The organism is Nocardia sp. MH4 (assembly GCF_019266065.1).
Lineage (GTDB): Bacteria > Actinomycetota > Actinomycetes > Mycobacteriales > Mycobacteriaceae > Nocardia > Nocardia canadensis.
Window position 1 is genome coordinate 39,840 of sequence record NZ_LPNR01000081.1, and the last position, 15,585, is coordinate 55,424.

General features: G+C 68.6%; 13 protein-coding genes. 2 read left to right on the forward strand and 11 right to left on the reverse strand.

All coding sequences use genetic code 11. The features are described from left to right. Nucleotides 1-105: 105 nt before the first annotated feature. Nucleotides 106-864 carry a carboxymuconolactone decarboxylase family protein gene (locus ATM97_RS08900; protein WP_218717480.1) on the reverse strand — a complete coding sequence of 253 codons (759 nt, stop codon included), beginning with the start codon at nucleotides 862-864 and terminating at the stop codon, nucleotides 106-108. A 120-nt stretch (nucleotides 865-984) separates the two neighbouring features. Here ATM97_RS08900 and ATM97_RS08905 point away from each other — a divergent pair, with 120 nt between their 5' ends. Next, nucleotides 985-1,533 (forward strand): TetR/AcrR family transcriptional regulator, encoded by a 549-nt coding sequence (locus ATM97_RS08905; protein ID WP_218717481.1) that lies wholly within the window; start codon nucleotides 985-987, stop codon nucleotides 1,531-1,533. 64 nt (nucleotides 1,534-1,597) lie between these two features. On the opposite strand, the gene ATM97_RS08910 is transcribed toward ATM97_RS08905, so the two are convergent. The 9 genes from ATM97_RS08910 to ATM97_RS08950 form a co-directional block, all read right to left on the reverse strand. Further along, nucleotides 1,598-2,209: a sterol desaturase family protein gene (locus ATM97_RS08910; protein ID WP_218717497.1), complete on the reverse strand. Its 612-nt coding sequence runs from the start codon at nucleotides 2,207-2,209 to the stop codon at nucleotides 1,598-1,600. 135 nt (nucleotides 2,210-2,344) lie between these two features. After that, nucleotides 2,345-3,085 carry a FadR/GntR family transcriptional regulator gene (locus tag ATM97_RS08915; RefSeq protein WP_218717482.1) on the reverse strand — a complete coding sequence of 247 codons (741 nt, stop codon included), beginning with the start codon at nucleotides 3,083-3,085 and terminating at the stop codon, nucleotides 2,345-2,347. A 96-nt stretch (nucleotides 3,086-3,181) separates the two neighbouring features. Continuing rightward, nucleotides 3,182-3,820 (reverse strand): hypothetical protein, encoded by a 639-nt coding sequence (locus tag ATM97_RS08920; RefSeq protein ID WP_374104842.1) that lies wholly within the window; start codon nucleotides 3,818-3,820, stop codon nucleotides 3,182-3,184. A gap of 2 nt (nucleotides 3,821-3,822) precedes the next feature. Next, nucleotides 3,823-5,499 (reverse strand): ABC transporter family substrate-binding protein, encoded by a 1,677-nt coding sequence (locus ATM97_RS08925; protein ID WP_218717483.1) that lies wholly within the window; start codon nucleotides 5,497-5,499, stop codon nucleotides 3,823-3,825. 49 nt (nucleotides 5,500-5,548) lie between these two features. Beyond that, nucleotides 5,549-7,237, reverse strand: a complete 1,689-nt coding sequence (locus tag ATM97_RS08930) for an ABC transporter family substrate-binding protein (protein WP_218717484.1) — start codon at nucleotides 7,235-7,237, stop codon at nucleotides 5,549-5,551. Further along, nucleotides 7,234-8,928 (reverse strand): ABC transporter family substrate-binding protein, encoded by a 1,695-nt coding sequence (locus ATM97_RS08935; protein ID WP_255587428.1) that lies wholly within the window; start codon nucleotides 8,926-8,928, stop codon nucleotides 7,234-7,236. Before ATM97_RS08935 ends, ATM97_RS08930 begins: the two co-directional genes overlap by 4 nt. A gap of 19 nt (nucleotides 8,929-8,947) precedes the next feature. Next, a complete protein-coding gene (locus ATM97_RS08940) occupies nucleotides 8,948-10,798 on the reverse strand; it encodes an ABC transporter ATP-binding protein (protein ID WP_218717485.1) in 1,851 nt (616 codons plus the stop codon). Beyond that, the gene (locus tag ATM97_RS08945) at nucleotides 10,795-11,763 is read right to left on the reverse strand and encodes an ABC transporter permease (protein WP_218717486.1); all 969 of its coding nucleotides are present in this window, start codon (nucleotides 11,761-11,763) and stop codon (nucleotides 10,795-10,797) included. The genes ATM97_RS08940 and ATM97_RS08945 overlap by 4 nt, the downstream gene beginning before the upstream one ends. After that, nucleotides 11,760-12,737 carry an ABC transporter permease gene (locus ATM97_RS08950; protein WP_218717487.1) on the reverse strand — a complete coding sequence of 326 codons (978 nt, stop codon included), beginning with the start codon at nucleotides 12,735-12,737 and terminating at the stop codon, nucleotides 11,760-11,762. The genes ATM97_RS08945 and ATM97_RS08950 overlap by 4 nt, the downstream gene beginning before the upstream one ends. Nucleotides 12,738-12,823: 86 nt before the next feature. Between ATM97_RS08950 and ATM97_RS08955 the strand changes: the two genes are divergently transcribed. Next, nucleotides 12,824-13,651 (forward strand): HAD family hydrolase, encoded by an 828-nt coding sequence (locus tag ATM97_RS08955; protein ID WP_218717488.1) that lies wholly within the window; start codon nucleotides 12,824-12,826, stop codon nucleotides 13,649-13,651. A gap of 67 nt (nucleotides 13,652-13,718) precedes the next feature. Here ATM97_RS08955 and ATM97_RS08960 read toward each other — a convergent pair. After that, nucleotides 13,719-15,585, reverse strand: a 1,867-nt coding sequence (locus ATM97_RS08960; RefSeq protein WP_218717489.1) for an N-acetylmuramoyl-L-alanine amidase, incomplete at its 5' end; no start/stop codon positions are given.

The window sequence follows — 15,585 nt, forward strand, 5'->3', positions numbered from 1 at the left end:
ATACCCCCCTAGGGTATAAACCTGTCAAGACTCCGGCGGAAAGGATTTCGACAGCGAAAAGCCCGGCCCACACGGCGGTGGACCGGGCATTTCGTGCTGCGTGGATCAGGATTCGGGGCGGTAGGTGATCAGCGCGATCGCCGGCGCCGACACCACCTGCACCCGCTCGCCGTCCTTGACGGAAATGTGCGCGAAGCCGCCCTCGATGGCGACGTGCACATCGCGCACCGTCGCGGTCTGCCGCCCGTCGGCATCGGTCAGGGTGTAGCCGGCGACCAGGCCGACGGTGTCGGCGGCGCGCCATCTCGATGTCGTCGCGGGTGCCTTCGGTGGGGTGGGGGCGAGTGGAAAGTCCAGCTCGGGGCGGGCGACATGGTTGAAGTAGTTCGACAGCACGTTCAATGCCACATGGCCGACGGCCTCGGTCAGTTCGGCATCGCTGACGCCGCTGCTCCTGGCCTCGGCCAATCGCTCGTCGTCCACCCGGCCGCCGGTGCGCTGTACCTCGCGGGCGAAGCGCAGCACGGCTTCGGCGTGCGGGTCCTCGGCGCGGGCGGCCCGCGTCGCCGCGATCGCCTCGGGCGTGAAGCCCATCTTCGACGCGCGCATCGTGTGCGCCGAGACGCAGTATTCGCAGCCGTTGTCGGCGGCGATCAGCAGGGCGAGCTGCTCGCGGGTCCGCGCGCCGAGCTTGCCCGCGGTGAGGGCGTCGCGCAAGCGCAGATACCCCCGTAGGGTGGCCGGGCTGTTGGCCATGGCGGCGTACAGATTCGGCACCCGGCCCAGTTGCCGCTGGACTTCGGTGAGCAGTTCGCCCTGCTCGGCATCGGCGGTGTCGGCGGACAGTAGCGGCAGTCGGGACATGGTGCGCTCCAAGGCTTTCGGCAACGGTACTGATCGGTACCGAATGGAGACGGTACCGATCGGTTCCGTCTCGGTCAAGCAATTCGGTACCGATCGTTTCCGTTCTGGTACGGTGGGCGCATGGCGACACAGGCCAAGCAGCGGTTGCTCACCACCGCCGAGGAGCTGTTCTACGCCGAGGGCATTCGCGCCGTCGGCATCGACCGGCTGCTCCAGGAGTCCGGCGTCGGCCGCGCCTCCTTCTATCGCCACTTCGCGAGCAAGGACGACCTGGTCGTCGCCGTGCTGGAAGACCGCGACCGCCGCTGGCTGGACTGGCTACGCACCTCCGTCGAAGCCGTCGACGACCCGACCGCGCGCCCGCTGGCCGTCTTCGCCGCCCTCGCGCAACGCTTCGCCCGCAACGATTTCCGTGGCTGTGCCTTCATCAACACGATCATCGAAGTCGCCGACCCCACCGCCCCCGCCCACCAAGTGGCCGACCGCCACAAGCGCCGCGTGATCGACTACCTCACCGAACTCCTCACCGCCGCGGGCCATCCCGATCCGGAGCTCCTCGCCCCCGAACTGGCCCTGCTCATCGACGGCGCCATCGTCACCGCCGTGCGCGAGAACTCCCCGGCCGCCGCCGATCGCGCGGCCTCGATCGCCACCAAACTCCTGGCGTGAGCGCGGCCGGACCCGCGGCGTTCGCGGGCGGTGAACACGCTCTGCCGGAGCGCGAATTAGAGCTTCAGCCCGCGTGCAGGTGGCGGGCGGTCGGGGAGGTGGCCACGGTCGCCGGGTCGGGGGCGGTGCCGAGGAGGCGGTCGGCGGTGCCGGAGGTGGTGACGGTGAACCAGTAGTGCTCGTTCTTGTAGTGGTGGTGGCGGTGGTTGCGCCAGATCGCCCGGTAGAGAGCGTGCTTGGGCTTGTAGTCGGTATGGATGAGGTAGTGCGTCCACTCGTAGAGCAGGCCCAGCGTGGTGATCGTCAGCAGGAAGGTCAGGCCGAGGCCCAGGCGCGGGAACGCCAGCAGGCCGATCGCGACCAGCGCGACGATGGTGAGCGTCAGCGACTTGGGCGGGATGAACACCAGCGGGGTGGCGCGTGGATCGGTGTGGTGCGCACGGTGTTTGCGGGCCAGCTCGCTGTCGATGGTGAGTGGGCCGAGGTGGCGGGGCCGCCAGTGCAGCACCGTCACGTGGATGATCCACTCCGTCAGCGGGAAGGTGCCGATGACGATCAGCGGGACGAGGGCGTCGGTGAACTGCCAGTCCCCGACCGCGATCCGCGCCACCAAGGCGGCGACGAAGACCGTGGCGATCATCCAGGGCGAGGGATGCCGGACGAATTCGCGGGCCATCTCGCTCAGCGAGGCGCTGCGGCGGAGGGCGCGGGGGGCGCCGGATCGGGCGGGGTCGCGGCCCTGCCCGGCCGCGGTGGTGTCGTGCGACGTCGTTGTCGGACGGTCATTCTTCATGGCGATTCCTCGGGTGGATCACGCCCCGTCGAGGGCGTGGATGAGAGCGGTGGTCGCCGGCCCGAGCAGTGCTCGCGCGGATTCGGCGGCCCGTTCCGGCGCGCCCGCGGTGATCGCGGCGGCCAGGTCTCGATACGCGTCACCATTGCCCACCTCGGCGGACATGATCGGCGCGAGCGCCGCCAGCGCGGGTTCGTAGGCGGCGCGAAGCATGGAGTACATCAGCCGGAACGCGATCGAATCGGCCAGCTCGAGGACGTGGTCCCAGAATTCGAGGGCGATGCGCTGCTGTGTGAGCGGGTCCGCCTCGGCGACAAGGGCGTTGACGGATTCGTGGAGCAGGTCGAGCTCGGCGGTGAGCGCGTCGGTGCCGCCCGCGCGGGCTCGCCGGACCCGACCGGCCGCGAGCTCGGCGATCTTCGGACCGTTGTGCAGCCGCGCTTCGAGAATGCTGCGCGCCACGGCGGGATCGATGGTGTCGCCCCGCAGCAGCAGCCGGGGCAGTACTTCCAACCCCGCGCTGCGGCGGTAGTCGAGCACGGTGGTGGCTTCCCCCTGCCGCACCGACACCAGCCCCGCCGCCGCCAATCGCTGCAACGCCTCGCGCACCGCGGGCCGCGAGACCCCCAGCGCCTCGGCCAGCTGCCGCTCACTGGGCAACGTGCTCCCCGCCGCCAGCTCCCCGCCCAGCACTTCGGCGGCGATCTGCTCGAACACATCACCGGATACCGACCGCTTCACGACAGGAGTCCACGCCATGCCTAGATCCTCCACCCAACAGGTCAAGAGGTCAAGTGGTCAGACCAGTTGAATCACGTTGAGGAAACCGCCCGGTCAGCGCGGGGTGGGCAGGAATCAGCTGGGATCGGAGCCGCGGATGGCGGAGAACCAGGTGAATGTGGCCGCGGCGGCGAGGGTGGCGCCGGCGAAGGCGGGGATGCCACCGGCCATGACGTAGACCCACAGCAGGCCGACGATCGGGGCGGCGACGGCGGGCTGGACATCGAGGACCAGGCGGCGGGCGAGGCCGTAGGCGGGTACCTCGGACGCGCGGCTCGGATTGTCGACGAGCTTGCCCGCGGGCTCGGTGTTGCGGACCCGGCCCGACGGGTAGAAGCGCAGCTCACCGGTGCGGATCCGGCGGCCGGTCAACTCCAGCTCGGTCGGCGTCAGCGTGGACAGGCTCGGCTCGTAGAACACCGGCTGCCACACCATCCGATCCCCACTGGTGATCTCCAGCCACGACCGGCTCACCAGCCGATGCTGCTGCCGCACCCGCCGCCCCCCGACCGTGCCCGTCGCGACGAGCCCGGTCGGCAGCACCCCCAACGCCAACCCCAGCTGATAGGTGGTGACCGCGAGAATCACCAGCACGACCACGGCGAGCGCACTCAGCTGATCGAGATCGGCGAACGGCACCAGCGCGGCGAGAACCGCGACGGTGCCGGACGTGACCAGCAGGGGGTAGACGAGTGCGCGCGCCGGGCCGGACACGGTTACTTCACGAAGCCGATCTTGGTGTAGTCGAGGGAGGCCAGGCCCGCCGCGCCGTAGTTGGCGAGGTTCTCGCGTACCGCGACATTGCCGGGCGACTGCATCAGCGGCAGGGAATGGCCCTCCTCGAAGACCTTTCGATCGACCTGGTTCGCCAGTTCGACAGCCTTGGCCGGGTCGAGTTCGGAGACGGTCTGCTCGATGAGCGCGTTGAGCTCGGGCGAACCGATCCGGCCGTAGTTGCCCTGCACGTCGTCGGGGTAGAGCCCGTAGATCTGGTTCAGGCTGCCCAGCGGGAACGGGTCGCCGACCCAGCTCCATTGGGCGACATCGAAATTGCCCGGATGGATGTTCTCGGTGAAGAAACCGGCCCCAGGCTTGGTCTCGATGTTCAGCTTGACGCCGATCTGCGCGAGATTTTGCTGGATGATCTGGGCGATGCTCACCCAGGTGTCGTCGTTGTACATCACGTCGCGGATCTCGAGCTTGCGCCCGTCCTTCTCGCGCACGTCACCGTTGAGCTTCCAGCCGAGAGCGTCGAGCTCGGCCGCGGCTGCGGTGGGATCGAAGCCGAGGCTGTTGTCCCGGTAGCCCTTCTGGCCGGCGAGGTAGATGTGATTGTTGAGCGGTTTCGGGTCCTGCACCAGGCCGTTCTGAATCGCGTTGGCGATGCCCTGACGGTCGATGGCCTTGGAAATCGCGACGCGCACACCTTGATCGGCCAGGATCGAACCCGGTGCGCCGTTGAACGTCAGATGCGACCACTGGTTGCCCGGAGCACGGCGGATGACGATGCCGGGTGTGCTCCGCGCGGTCTGCATGTCGTTGATGTCGCCCACCCCGACCGCGTCGATCTCGTTGTTCTGGAGGGCGGACAGGGTCGCCGCGCTGTCGAGCACGCTGTAGGTGATGGTGTCGAGCTTGGGGGTGTTGCCCCACCACAGGGGATTTCGTTCGAGGACGATCCGGCCTTGACCACGGTCGATCGACTGGACCTTGAACGGACCGGCCGAGGGGCCGGGACCGTCGACGACACTCTTGTTGAAGGCCTCCGGGCTGCTCGTCACCGACTTGGGATAGAGGAACGAGTTCCCGGCGAACTGTCCACGCCAATCGGCGTAGTGCTGATCGAAGGTGATGATCGCCTGCCGGTCGTCGACGCCGCGCTCGACCCTCGCGACCCGGTCGAAACCGTTGGAGATGGCGATCAGATAGGTCTTGTCCTTGCCACTGAGCGCGTTCGCCTGCGAGGCGATGTCCTCCCAGGTGATCGGTGAACCGTCCGACCAGACCGCCTTCGGGTTGATCGTGTAGGTGACCTGCTGCGGGTCGGTGGACGTCAGCGAGACATCGGTGAAGTAGTCGGTGTTGACCGACAGCTCGGCACTGGCGTTCGTGGCGAACGCGCGCGGCATCGTCGGCCGCAGTACTCCGCCGACCTCCGCGTCGTTCCCGTCGGTATGCAGTGCGTTCCAGTTCTGCGGCAGCGCGCTCAGCGACAGGCGCAGATTTCCGCCGTCACGCAATTCGCTGACATCCTTCGGGTTGATGTCATTGGTGGTGCCGAGCGCGGCCTCGCCGGTCGGCGAGCTGTCAGTACCCGACCCGCACCCGGCAGCGATCAGACCGACGATCACCAGTGGTATCGCCAGGCGGGTGGTCATCGAACGAATCCGCATGGTTCGCTCCTTTCCCTCAGTCCGCTGCACGAGTGCGGCACGGTGGTAGCTACTTGACGAAGCCGACCTTGGTCAGGTCGCTGGAGGCGAGACCGAAGGCCCCGTAGTTGGCCAGCGTAGAGCGAACCGCGACGGCACCGGGCGACTGCACGATGGGCAGCGAGAAACCTTCCTCGAAGATCATCCGGTCGGCCTTGTTGGCGAGTTCGATCGCCTTCTCCGGATCGAGCTCGGAGATGGTCTCCTCGATGAGCGCGTTGAGCTCGGGGCTGCCGATGCGGCCCTTGTTGCTCAGCCGGTTCTCGGGGTTGTAGGCGTAGATCTGCGGCAGCGCACCGAGCGGCAGAATGCCGCCGGACCAAGTGAACTGGCAGATGTCGAAGTTGCCCGGGTCGATGACGTCCTTGAACAGGCCGTTGCCGGGAACGGTCTGGATGGTCAGCTTCACGCCGATGGCGGCCAAGTTCTGCTGGGCGACCTGCGCTATCTGGACCCACGCGTCCTGCTGGTACATCACATCGCGCAATTCCAGCTTCCGGCCGTTCTTCTCGCGGACGTCACCGTTGAGCTTCCAGCCGAGCTCGTCCAGCATGCGCGCCGCCTCGGCGGGGTCGTAGCTGACGGCCTGGGCGTTGTCCTGATAGCCCTTCTGGCCCTTCATGAAAATGTGGTTGTTCAGCGGCTCCGGCTTCTCGACGACACCGTGTTGAGTGGTGGTGGCGATGGCCTGGCGGTCGATGCCCTTCGAAATGGCGATGCGCAGTTTCGGGTCCTCGAGCAACGCGCCGGGGGCACCGTTGAAGGTGAAGTGCGAGAAGCGCTGCGACGGCGTGCGGCGAACGGTCAGGCCCGGCGAATTGGCCGCGGTCGTGATCTCCTCGACGCCGGAGACCGACGCCGCGTCGAGCTCGTTGTTCTGCAGGGCCGCCATGCGGGCCTCGTAGGACAGCACGGCGAAGGTGACCGTATCCAGCTTGGGCGTGTTGCCCCACCACTTCGGATTGCGGTTCAGGGTGATGCGCTGCTGTCCCCGGTCGATCGAGGTGATGATGAACGGGCCGGCCGACACCGGCAGCTCGTTGCGCGCCCAATTCTCGAACGCTTCGGGCGATTGCGTGGACGCCTTCGGATAGAGCGGGTTGAACATGCCCTTCCACTCGGCGTAGTGCTTGGCGAAGGTGACCACCGCCTGCCGGTCGTCGACGCCGCGTTCGACCTTCTCCACCCGGTCGAATCCGTCGGTGCCGCGCACCTGGTAGGCGACATTCTTCCCGGTCAGCGACTGGGCTTGTGATCGCATGTCCTCCCAGGTGATGGGGGTGCCGTCGGACCACACCGCCTTGGGATTGATCGTGTAGGTCACCTGCTGGGGATCGGTGCCGGTGAGCTGGATATCGGTGAAATAGTCGTGGTCGACGGACAATTCGCCCGCGGCGTTCGACGTGATCGTGCCCGGCAGCGTCCAGCCGACGACATCGGAGACATCCGCACTGGCGTCGACGTGGTCGGCATTGAACGTCTCCGGGAACGCGGTCAGCGCCAGGCGCAAGTTGCCGCCGTCGCGGATCTCGCTCACGTCCTTCGGATTGATGTCGTTGGTGGCGCCGATCTCGATGGCGCCGATCTGCGAACCGGTATCGGATCCACAACCACCCAAAACCAAGGTCAACGCGACAGCAGGTGCCGCGACGCGGAAACCGGCGCGACGCAGCCGGGATGCGTAAGTAGCAGTGGTCATTTCGTGAATCCGATCTTCGTGTAGTCGTACGATGCCAAGCCCGGTGAACCGATGTTGGCGAGGGTGGTGCGGGCGCCGAAGCTGCCGTCGGACTGCATGAGGGGCAGGGAGTGGCCTTCCTCGAACACCGCGCGGTCCACCTGGTTGGCCAGGTCGATGGACTTCTGCGGGTCGAGTTCGGTGATGGTGCGTTCGATGAGGGCATTGAGTTCGGGCGAGCCGATGCGGCCGTAGTTGCCCTGCAGGTCGTTGGGGTCGTAGTAGTAGATCTGGCGGATGCTGGCGAGCGGGAACGGGTCGCCCTGGAAGATGAATTGGGCGGCGTCGAAATCGCCGGGCTGGATGACGTCGGTGAAGTAGCCGGCGGAGGGCTTGGTGTCGATGGTCAGGCCGACGCCGATCGCGGCGAGGTTCTGCTGGATGATCTGGGCGATCTGCACCCAGGTCGGGTCGTTGTACATGACGTCGCGGATGACGAGCTTGCGGCCGTCCTTCTCGCGGCCGTCCCCGGTGCGGACCCAGCCCAGCGCGTCGAGTTCCGCGGCCGCGGCCGCGGGATCGAAGCCGAGGCTGTTGTCCTGGTAGCCCTGCTGGCCCTGCAGGAAGATGTGGTTGTTCAACGGCTTCGGGTCCTCGACCAGGCCGTTCTGCAGCGCGGTGACGATGCCCTGCCGGTCGATCGCCTTCGAGATGGCCACCCGGACGGCCGGATCGGCGAGGATCGAGCCCGGCGCGCCGTTGAAGGTGATGTGGCGCCAGCGGTTGCCGGGCGCGCGGCGGACCACCAGGCCCTCGGTGCCGCGCACGGTCTTCACCTCGTCGATGGTGGTCAGGCGGACCAGGTCGAGTTCGTTGTTCTGCAGCGCCTGCACCCAGGCGGTGTGGTCGAGCACGCTGTAGGTGATGGTGTCGAGCACGGGCCGCTCACCCCACCATTTCGGGTTGCGGCCCAACGTGATCCGGCCCTGGGCGCGGTCGGTGCCGGTGACGATGAACGGGCCCGCGGTGAGACCGATCGCGTCGACCTGGCTGGTGTTGAACGCCTCGGGGGTGCTGGTCACCGACTTCGGGTACAGCGAGCTGTTGCCCGCGAACTGGCCGCGCCAGTCGGCGAAGGGAGTGTTGAAGGTGAGGATCGCCTGCCGGTCGTCGACGCCGCGCTCGACCTTGTCGACGAACTCGAAACCGTTGGTGATGGCGATCAGGTAGCGCTTGTCCCGGCCGCTGAGCGCGTTCGCCTGGGCGGCGATGTCCTCCCAAGTGATCGGGGAACCGTCCGACCACACCGCCTTCGGGTTGATCGTGTACGTCACCCGCATCGGGTCGGTGCCGGTCAGCGCGATGTCGGTGAAGTAGTCGGTGTCGACGGTGAGCTTGCCCGCCGCGTCGATCGTGAACGAGCGCGGCATCATCGGGCGCAGGATGTCGGCGATCTCGCCGTCGTTGCCGTCGTTGGACAGCGTGTTCCAGTTCGCGGGGTAGCTGGTCGTGGCCAGCCGCAGATTCCCGCCCTCGCGCAGCGCGTCGCGCTCCATCGGGTTGATGTCGCTGGTGGTCCCGAGCGCGTCGGTGAGCCCGGTCGCAGATTCGTCGCCGGACCCACAGCCCGCCACGATCATCCCGGCCGCCACCACGACGGCGGCGCAACGCAGCCGGGCGCGACGACGGGCTTGCATTCCTCGGGATCTCATGGCGGGCCTCCTGGCGTGATCAGCCGCTGACGACGGGTTCCGGAACGGCCGCGATCAGCGAGCGGGTGTACTCGTGCCGAGGATCGGCGAAGATCTGTTCGGCCGGGCCGGATTCGACGATCTTGCCGCGCAGCATGACGGCGATGTCGTGGGCGAGATTGCGCACCACCGACAGGTCGTGCGAGACGAACAGATACGACAGTCCCCGCTCGGCCTGCAGGTCACGCAGCAGATTCAGCACACCGGCCTGGATCGACACGTCCAGCGAGGAGACCGGCTCGTCGAGGACGAGCAGCGAGGGGTCGAGGGCCAGGGCGCGGGCGATGCTGATGCGCTGCTTCTGGCCGCCGGAGAAGTCGGCCGGGTAGCGGTCGGCGTGTTCGGGCCGCAGGCCGACCTGGCGCAGCAGCTCGGGCACCCGGCGGTTGACCTCCTCGCGCGAGCGGCCGTCGATGCGCAGCGGCTCGGCCAGCGCGTCGAAGATCGGCAGGCGCGGGTCGAGCGAGGCGCTGGGGTCCTGGAAGACGATCTGCATCTTGCGGCGGATCTCGCGGGTGCGGGCCTTGGTCAGCGTCGCGACGTCGTTGCCGAGCACCTCGATGCTGCCCGACTGCGGCCGCACCAGGTCCATGATCTGGGACAGGGTGGTCGACTTGCCCGAGCCCGATTCACCGACCAGCGCCAGCGTGCGGCCCGCGCGGACGGTGAAACTGATGCCGTCGACCGCGCGGACCTCGCCGGTCTTGCGGCGCAGCACCACCCCGGAGGTGAGCGGGAAGGTCTTCACCAGGTCGGTGACCCGCAGGACCACATCGGACTCGGTGACATCCTGCTGCGGCGGCTCGGCGATCTCCTGGCGGTAGGCGTCGAACAGCTGCGTCGTGCCGATCTCGGCGGTGCGGATGCAGGCGACCGAGTGCCGGGGCGCGACCTTCTCCAGCGGCGGCTCGGCGGCGGTGCAGTCGTCGATCGAGACCGGGCAGCGCGGCGCGAACGAGCAGCCGCGCGGCAGGTCGTGCATGGCGGGCGGCGCGCCGACGATCGGGATCAGCGGGCGGCGCGGCGGGCCGTCCATGCGCGGGATGGACCCGAGCAGGCCCACCGTGTACGGCATCCGGGGGGCGGTGAAAAGCTCCGCGACCGGCGCGGTTTCGACGACCTTGCCCGCGTACATGACCGCGACCCGGTCGGCGATCGTCGCCGCGATGCCCATGTCGTGGGTGATCATGATGACGCCGGCGCCGGTGATGTCGCGCGCCTTGCGCAGCAGGTCGAGGATCTGCCGCTGCACCGTCACGTCGAGCGCGGTGGTCGGCTCGTCGCAGATGATCAGCGCTGGATCATTGGCGATGGCCATGGCGATCACCACGCGCTGGCGCATGCCGCCGGAGAACTCGTGCGGGAACGCCCGCGCCCGCACCCGCGCGTCGGGGATGCCGACGAGTTCGAGCAGTTCGATCGCGCGCTCGGCGGCTTCCTTGCGCTGCATCGTGCCGTGCGCGAGCAGCGCCTCGGCCACCTGGTCGCCCACCCGGTACACCGGCGTCAGCGCCGAGAGCGGGTCCTGGAAGACCATGCTGATCGCGGAGCCGCGCAGTTTCGACATCTGCTTGTCGCCCAGGCCGAGCAGCTCACGGCCGCGCAACCGGATCGACCCTTGCACCCGCGCCTGTTCGGGCAGCAGACCGATCACGGCCAGCGACGACACCGACTTGCCGGACCCGGACTCGCCGACGATGGCCAGCACTTCGCCGTCGGCGACGGTGTAGTTCACCCCGCGCACCGCGTCGACGCGGCCTTCCTCGCCGGGGAAGGAGACTCGCAGATCGGTGACCTCGAGCAGGGGCGCGGTCGATGTGCTCGCGGTCATCGCTTCTCGGCTTTCTTCAACTCCACCTGCGCCTCGTCCTTCTTCTCGGCGACGTCCTTGCGCGCCTTGCGGGCGCCGCGGGCGCCCGGGTCGAAGGCGTCGCGCAGACCGTCGCCGACGAGGTTGGCGCACAGCACGATCGTGACCAGCAGGCCACCGGCGAACAGGAACAGCCACGGATAGGTCAGTGCCGACTTGGTGCCCGTCGCGATCAGCGAACCCAGCGAGACATCGGGCGGCTGCACACCGAAACCGAGGAAGCTCAGCCCGGTTTCGGCGCTGATCGCCGCGCCGACGGCCAGCGTGGTGTCGATGATCAGGATCGAGGCGATGTTGGGGATGATGTGGCTGATGATCACCTTGTGCGTCGGCGCGCCCATATAGCGTGCGGCGCGGACGAATTCGCGATCACGCAGGCTCATCGTCAGGCCGCGGATGATGCGCGCCGCGATCATCCAGCCGAACACGCTGAGCAGGATGATCAGGATGACGATCGAGCCGGACCCCTTGGTGCGCGGGGCGAAGATCGCGATGATGATGAAGGCCGGGACCACCAGCAGCAGGTCGACCAGCCACATGATGGCCCGGTCGGTCCAGCCGCCGAGCAGCCCGGCCACCGCGCCCGCGGTGGAGGCGATGACGCTGGAGAAGATCGCCACGCAGAACCCGATGACCAGCGACTTCTGCAGCCCGCGCATGGTCTGGGCGAGCACGTCCTGGCCGATCTGGGTGGTGCCGAACGGATGCTCGGGGCTCGGCGGCTTCAGCAGCGCCTTGTAGTCCATCTCCTGGTAGTCCCAGGGCAGCAGCGGCGGCAGCGCGAAACTGGCGATCAGCAGCAGGAGCAGGATCACCGCGCCGACCACGGCGGGCTTGTTGCGCAGGAAACGGCGCCAGACCAGCTTGCGGCGACCGGCCGCGGCGGCCTCGGGCGCGCCGACGGCGATGAGTTCGGTTTCGGTCATGAGACACGCACCCTCGGGTCGAGCAGGGCAAGCACGATGTCGGAGAGCAGGCCCGATACCAGGACGACCAGGCCGGCGAAGGTCGCGACCGTGACGACGATGTAGAGGTCCTGGGCGTTGATCCCGTCGACGAACCATTCGCCGACGCCGTGCCAGCCGAAGATCTTCTCCACGAAGGTGGCGCCGGTGATCAGGCCGCCCAGGCTGTAGGCGAACAGCGTGGCCATCGGGATCAGCGCGGTGCGCAGGCCGTGTTTGTAGAGCGCGCGGTTGCGCGAGAGGCCCTTGGCGCGTGCGGTGCGGATGAAATCGCTCTGCAGCACGTCGAGCATGGCGTTGCGCTGGTAGCGGCTGTATCCGGCGGCGGCGCCGAGCACCAGGGCCAGCGTCGGCAGCACCAGATGCTGTGCGCGGTCGACGAATTGGTTCCACAGGCCGACGACCTGCGTCGCCGAGGTCTCACCGGTGTAGAGGAACACCTGGGTGCCGGTGGCGGTGTTGATCTGCAGCGCGCCGTATTTCAGCAGGGTCGCGAGCAGGAAGATCGGGGTGGAGATGATCAGCAGCGAGACCACCGTCGCGAAGTAGTCGCTGAACTTGTACTGCCGGATCGCGCTCGCCGCGCCGATCAGCACGCCCAGCACGGTACCGATGACCGAACCCAGGATCAGCAGCCGCAGGCTCACCGCGACCCGCCTGCCCAGCTCCTCGCTCACCGGCTGACCGGCCAGCGTCGTCCCGAAATCCCCTTGCACTACGCCGCCGAGCCAGCTGAGATAGCGCTGGGGGATCGGCTCGTCGAGGTGCAGTTGCTCGGCTTTGGCATCGATCACCGACTGCGGCGGGCGCGGATTACGCTGCTCGAGGCTGTCGAGCGGGTTGAACGTGAGTGATGCCAGGCTGAACGTCAGGAACGAGGCCAGCAACAGGAGCACGATGTAGTTGAGCGTGCGCCGCAACAAGAAGCCGGTCATCAGTCCCCTCTGGATCGGGTAATCAGGCCCTGATCATAAGGACAGTCCGCCGTCCCCGCGTGGCGACGTGCGGCAGGATGGAACGGATGACGCCCCTGCACCCGAAACCGAAGCTGGTGGCCACCGACGTCGACGGCACGCTGATCGACGACGCGGACAAGGTCTCGGCCCGCACCAAGGCCGCCGTCGGCGCGCTCGTCGCCGACGGCGTCACCTTCGTGCTCGCGACCGGCAGGCCGCCGCGCTGGATCGATCCGGTGGTCAGCGAACTGGGGTACGCGCCGCTCACGGTGTGCGGGAACGGCGCGGTCATCTACGACAGCGCCACCGATCGGGTGCTGTCCAGCCACACTCTCGATGTGGACACCCTCGGCTGGCTGGCCGAGCTCGCCGAGCACGCGCTGCCGGGCTGTGGGCTGGCCACCGAGCGGGTCGGGGCCAGCGCGCACGACGCGGCCACCCCGCAGTTCGTCAGCTCGCCGACCTACGAGCACGCCTGGCTCAATCCCGACGACACCGTCGTCTCGCACGCCGAGGTCATCGACTCGCCGGCGATCAAGATGCTGATCCGGCTCAGCTCGGCCCGCAGTTCGGACATGCGCGCCGCGCTGGTCCCGCTGGTCGGCGACCGCGCCGAGATCACCTATTCCACCGAGAACGGCCTGATCGAGATCGCCGTGCCGGGGGTGACCAAGGCGTCGGGGCTGGTCGAGGTGGCGCGGCGGGTCGGTATCGACGAGGGGTCGATCGTCGCGTTCGGCGACATGCCCAACGACGTGCCGATGCTGACCATGGCCGGGCACGGCGTCGCCATGGGCAACGCCCATCCCGAGGCCCGCGCCGCCGCCGACGAGGTCACCGGCAGCAATGTCGACCACGGCGTCGCCATGGTGCTCGAACGCTGGTGGAGCTGAGCCGGAATGGAAACAGCCGGTGCCCTCACTCGGAGGCGCACCGGCTGCTCTTCGCCGTGACCAGGTGTCAGCCGGCCGGGGCGGGTTCGGTGGCGACCGGCGGTGCCGCCGGTGCCGGTTCCACCGGCGCGGCCTGCGGTTCGGCCGGGACCTGCGGGGCGACCGGCGCGGGGGCGCCGGGAGCCGCGGGGACCGTCGAGGTCGGGGCGGTGGTGGCGGGCGCCTGCTCGGGCTTGGTGCCGTTCATGCCCTCCATCTCGGCCTTGTAGGTCTCGTTGTAGGTCTTCCAGAACGTGGTGACGATGCCGGTGAGCTCGTTGAGCACCAGCGATCCGTTCTGGAAGTCCGCACGCAGACCATCTGGCACCAGGTAGGCGCTGCCGGTCGGCAGGCCGAGCACGCCCGAGTCACCGCCCAGGCTGAGGTAGCGGTCCAGGATCGCCCCGACCACCTCGAAGACCGCGCCGTTCTCCCCGGAGAAGACGTAGCCGTTGGCGAACTTCGCGTACTGGCGGCCCTGCGCGCCCGAGAGCAGATCCGACTGCGGCGCGCCGAGCGGACCGTCGACACCGCCGCGGCTGACCCAGTGCCGGGCGATCTCGTTCGAGCCGGACAGACCGAGCAGCTTGTCGACCAGGGCGCCCAGTTCGGCCATATTGCCCTGCTGCTGCGGCGCGCGGGCCTGCTGGCTCGGCGGCCGCTCCGGCGTCGCGGGTGAGGAGTAGGTGCTGCTGTTGCCCGCGGCGATCCCACGGATGCGGTCCATCAGCGCGTAGGCCGCGTCGCCGGGGCAGTCGGTGTTGCCGACGTCGCGGTGCGCGAACACCGTCGGCAGGTCGACCGCCTCGTCCTGGGCGTACGGGGTGAACTCGGTGCCCTCGGAGTACATCGTGGTGTGGCCCTCGGGATCGATCCCCGCGATCTTGGACCGCCACCCGATGAACTTGCCGATCGCGTTGATCGACTCGTTGCTCGGTGTCTCGGTCTCGTAGTTGCCCATCAGCGCCACGCCCGCGGTGTTCTCGTTGAACCCGCCCGCGTGCGCGCCCTGCACCGCCCGGTCCAGACCGCCGTAGCGGCCCTCGAAGATCTGGCCGTACTGGTCGACCAGGGCGTTGTAGCCGATGTCGCACCAGCCCAGGGTCTCGGCGTGGTAGGCGTAGATCGCGCGGACGATGCCCGCCGACTCGGCCCGGCTGTAGTCGTTGCGACCGGCCGTGTGGTGCACGGTGATGCCGCCGACGCCGTCGTCGTAGGTGGGTTCCTCGCAGCGGATCGACTCGTCGGCACCCCACTGCGCGCGGGTGATGACCTTCGGGCCGCCGCCGGGCAGCGCCGCGGCGACATCGGTGAGCCCGGCGTCGATGGCGGCGCGGCCCGGGTTGATCAGGATGGCCTTGAGCGCGGCCTCGGTGAGATGGGCCGGGTCGCTGTGATCGGCGCCGGCGACCGGCTTGCGGGTCACCAGCATCTGCACGGCGGTGGTCTCGCCGACGTAGATCGGCTCGGTGCCGGTCGGCGCGTCGGCCGGGGTCTGGTCGGTGGCCCTGGTGTCGACCGGATCGGCGTCGTACCAGGGGCCCCAGTTGCCGTCCAGTTGGCGGGCCCGCAGCTTGGTGGTGGTGTTCACCAGGTCGCGCGCGGTGACCGCGACCATGCTGAACGGGGTCTCCTGGGTGAGCTCCTTGACCTGCGCGCCGACCTGGTCGATCAGGTCGGGTCCGACCGCGCCGGGGGACAGCGCCGGGGTCTCGGGGGTGGTGCCGGGCTCCAGGTTGGCCGGGTCGGCGATGAACTTCATTCCGGTCGGCCGGTTCTGGACGACCGGCGCGCCCGCCGGGGGAGTGGTCGCGGGTGCGGCCGGGGCCGGTGCGGCCGTGGTCGTGGTCGCGGCCGGAGCCGGAGCGTCGGGCGCCGGTGCGGCCGGGGCGATC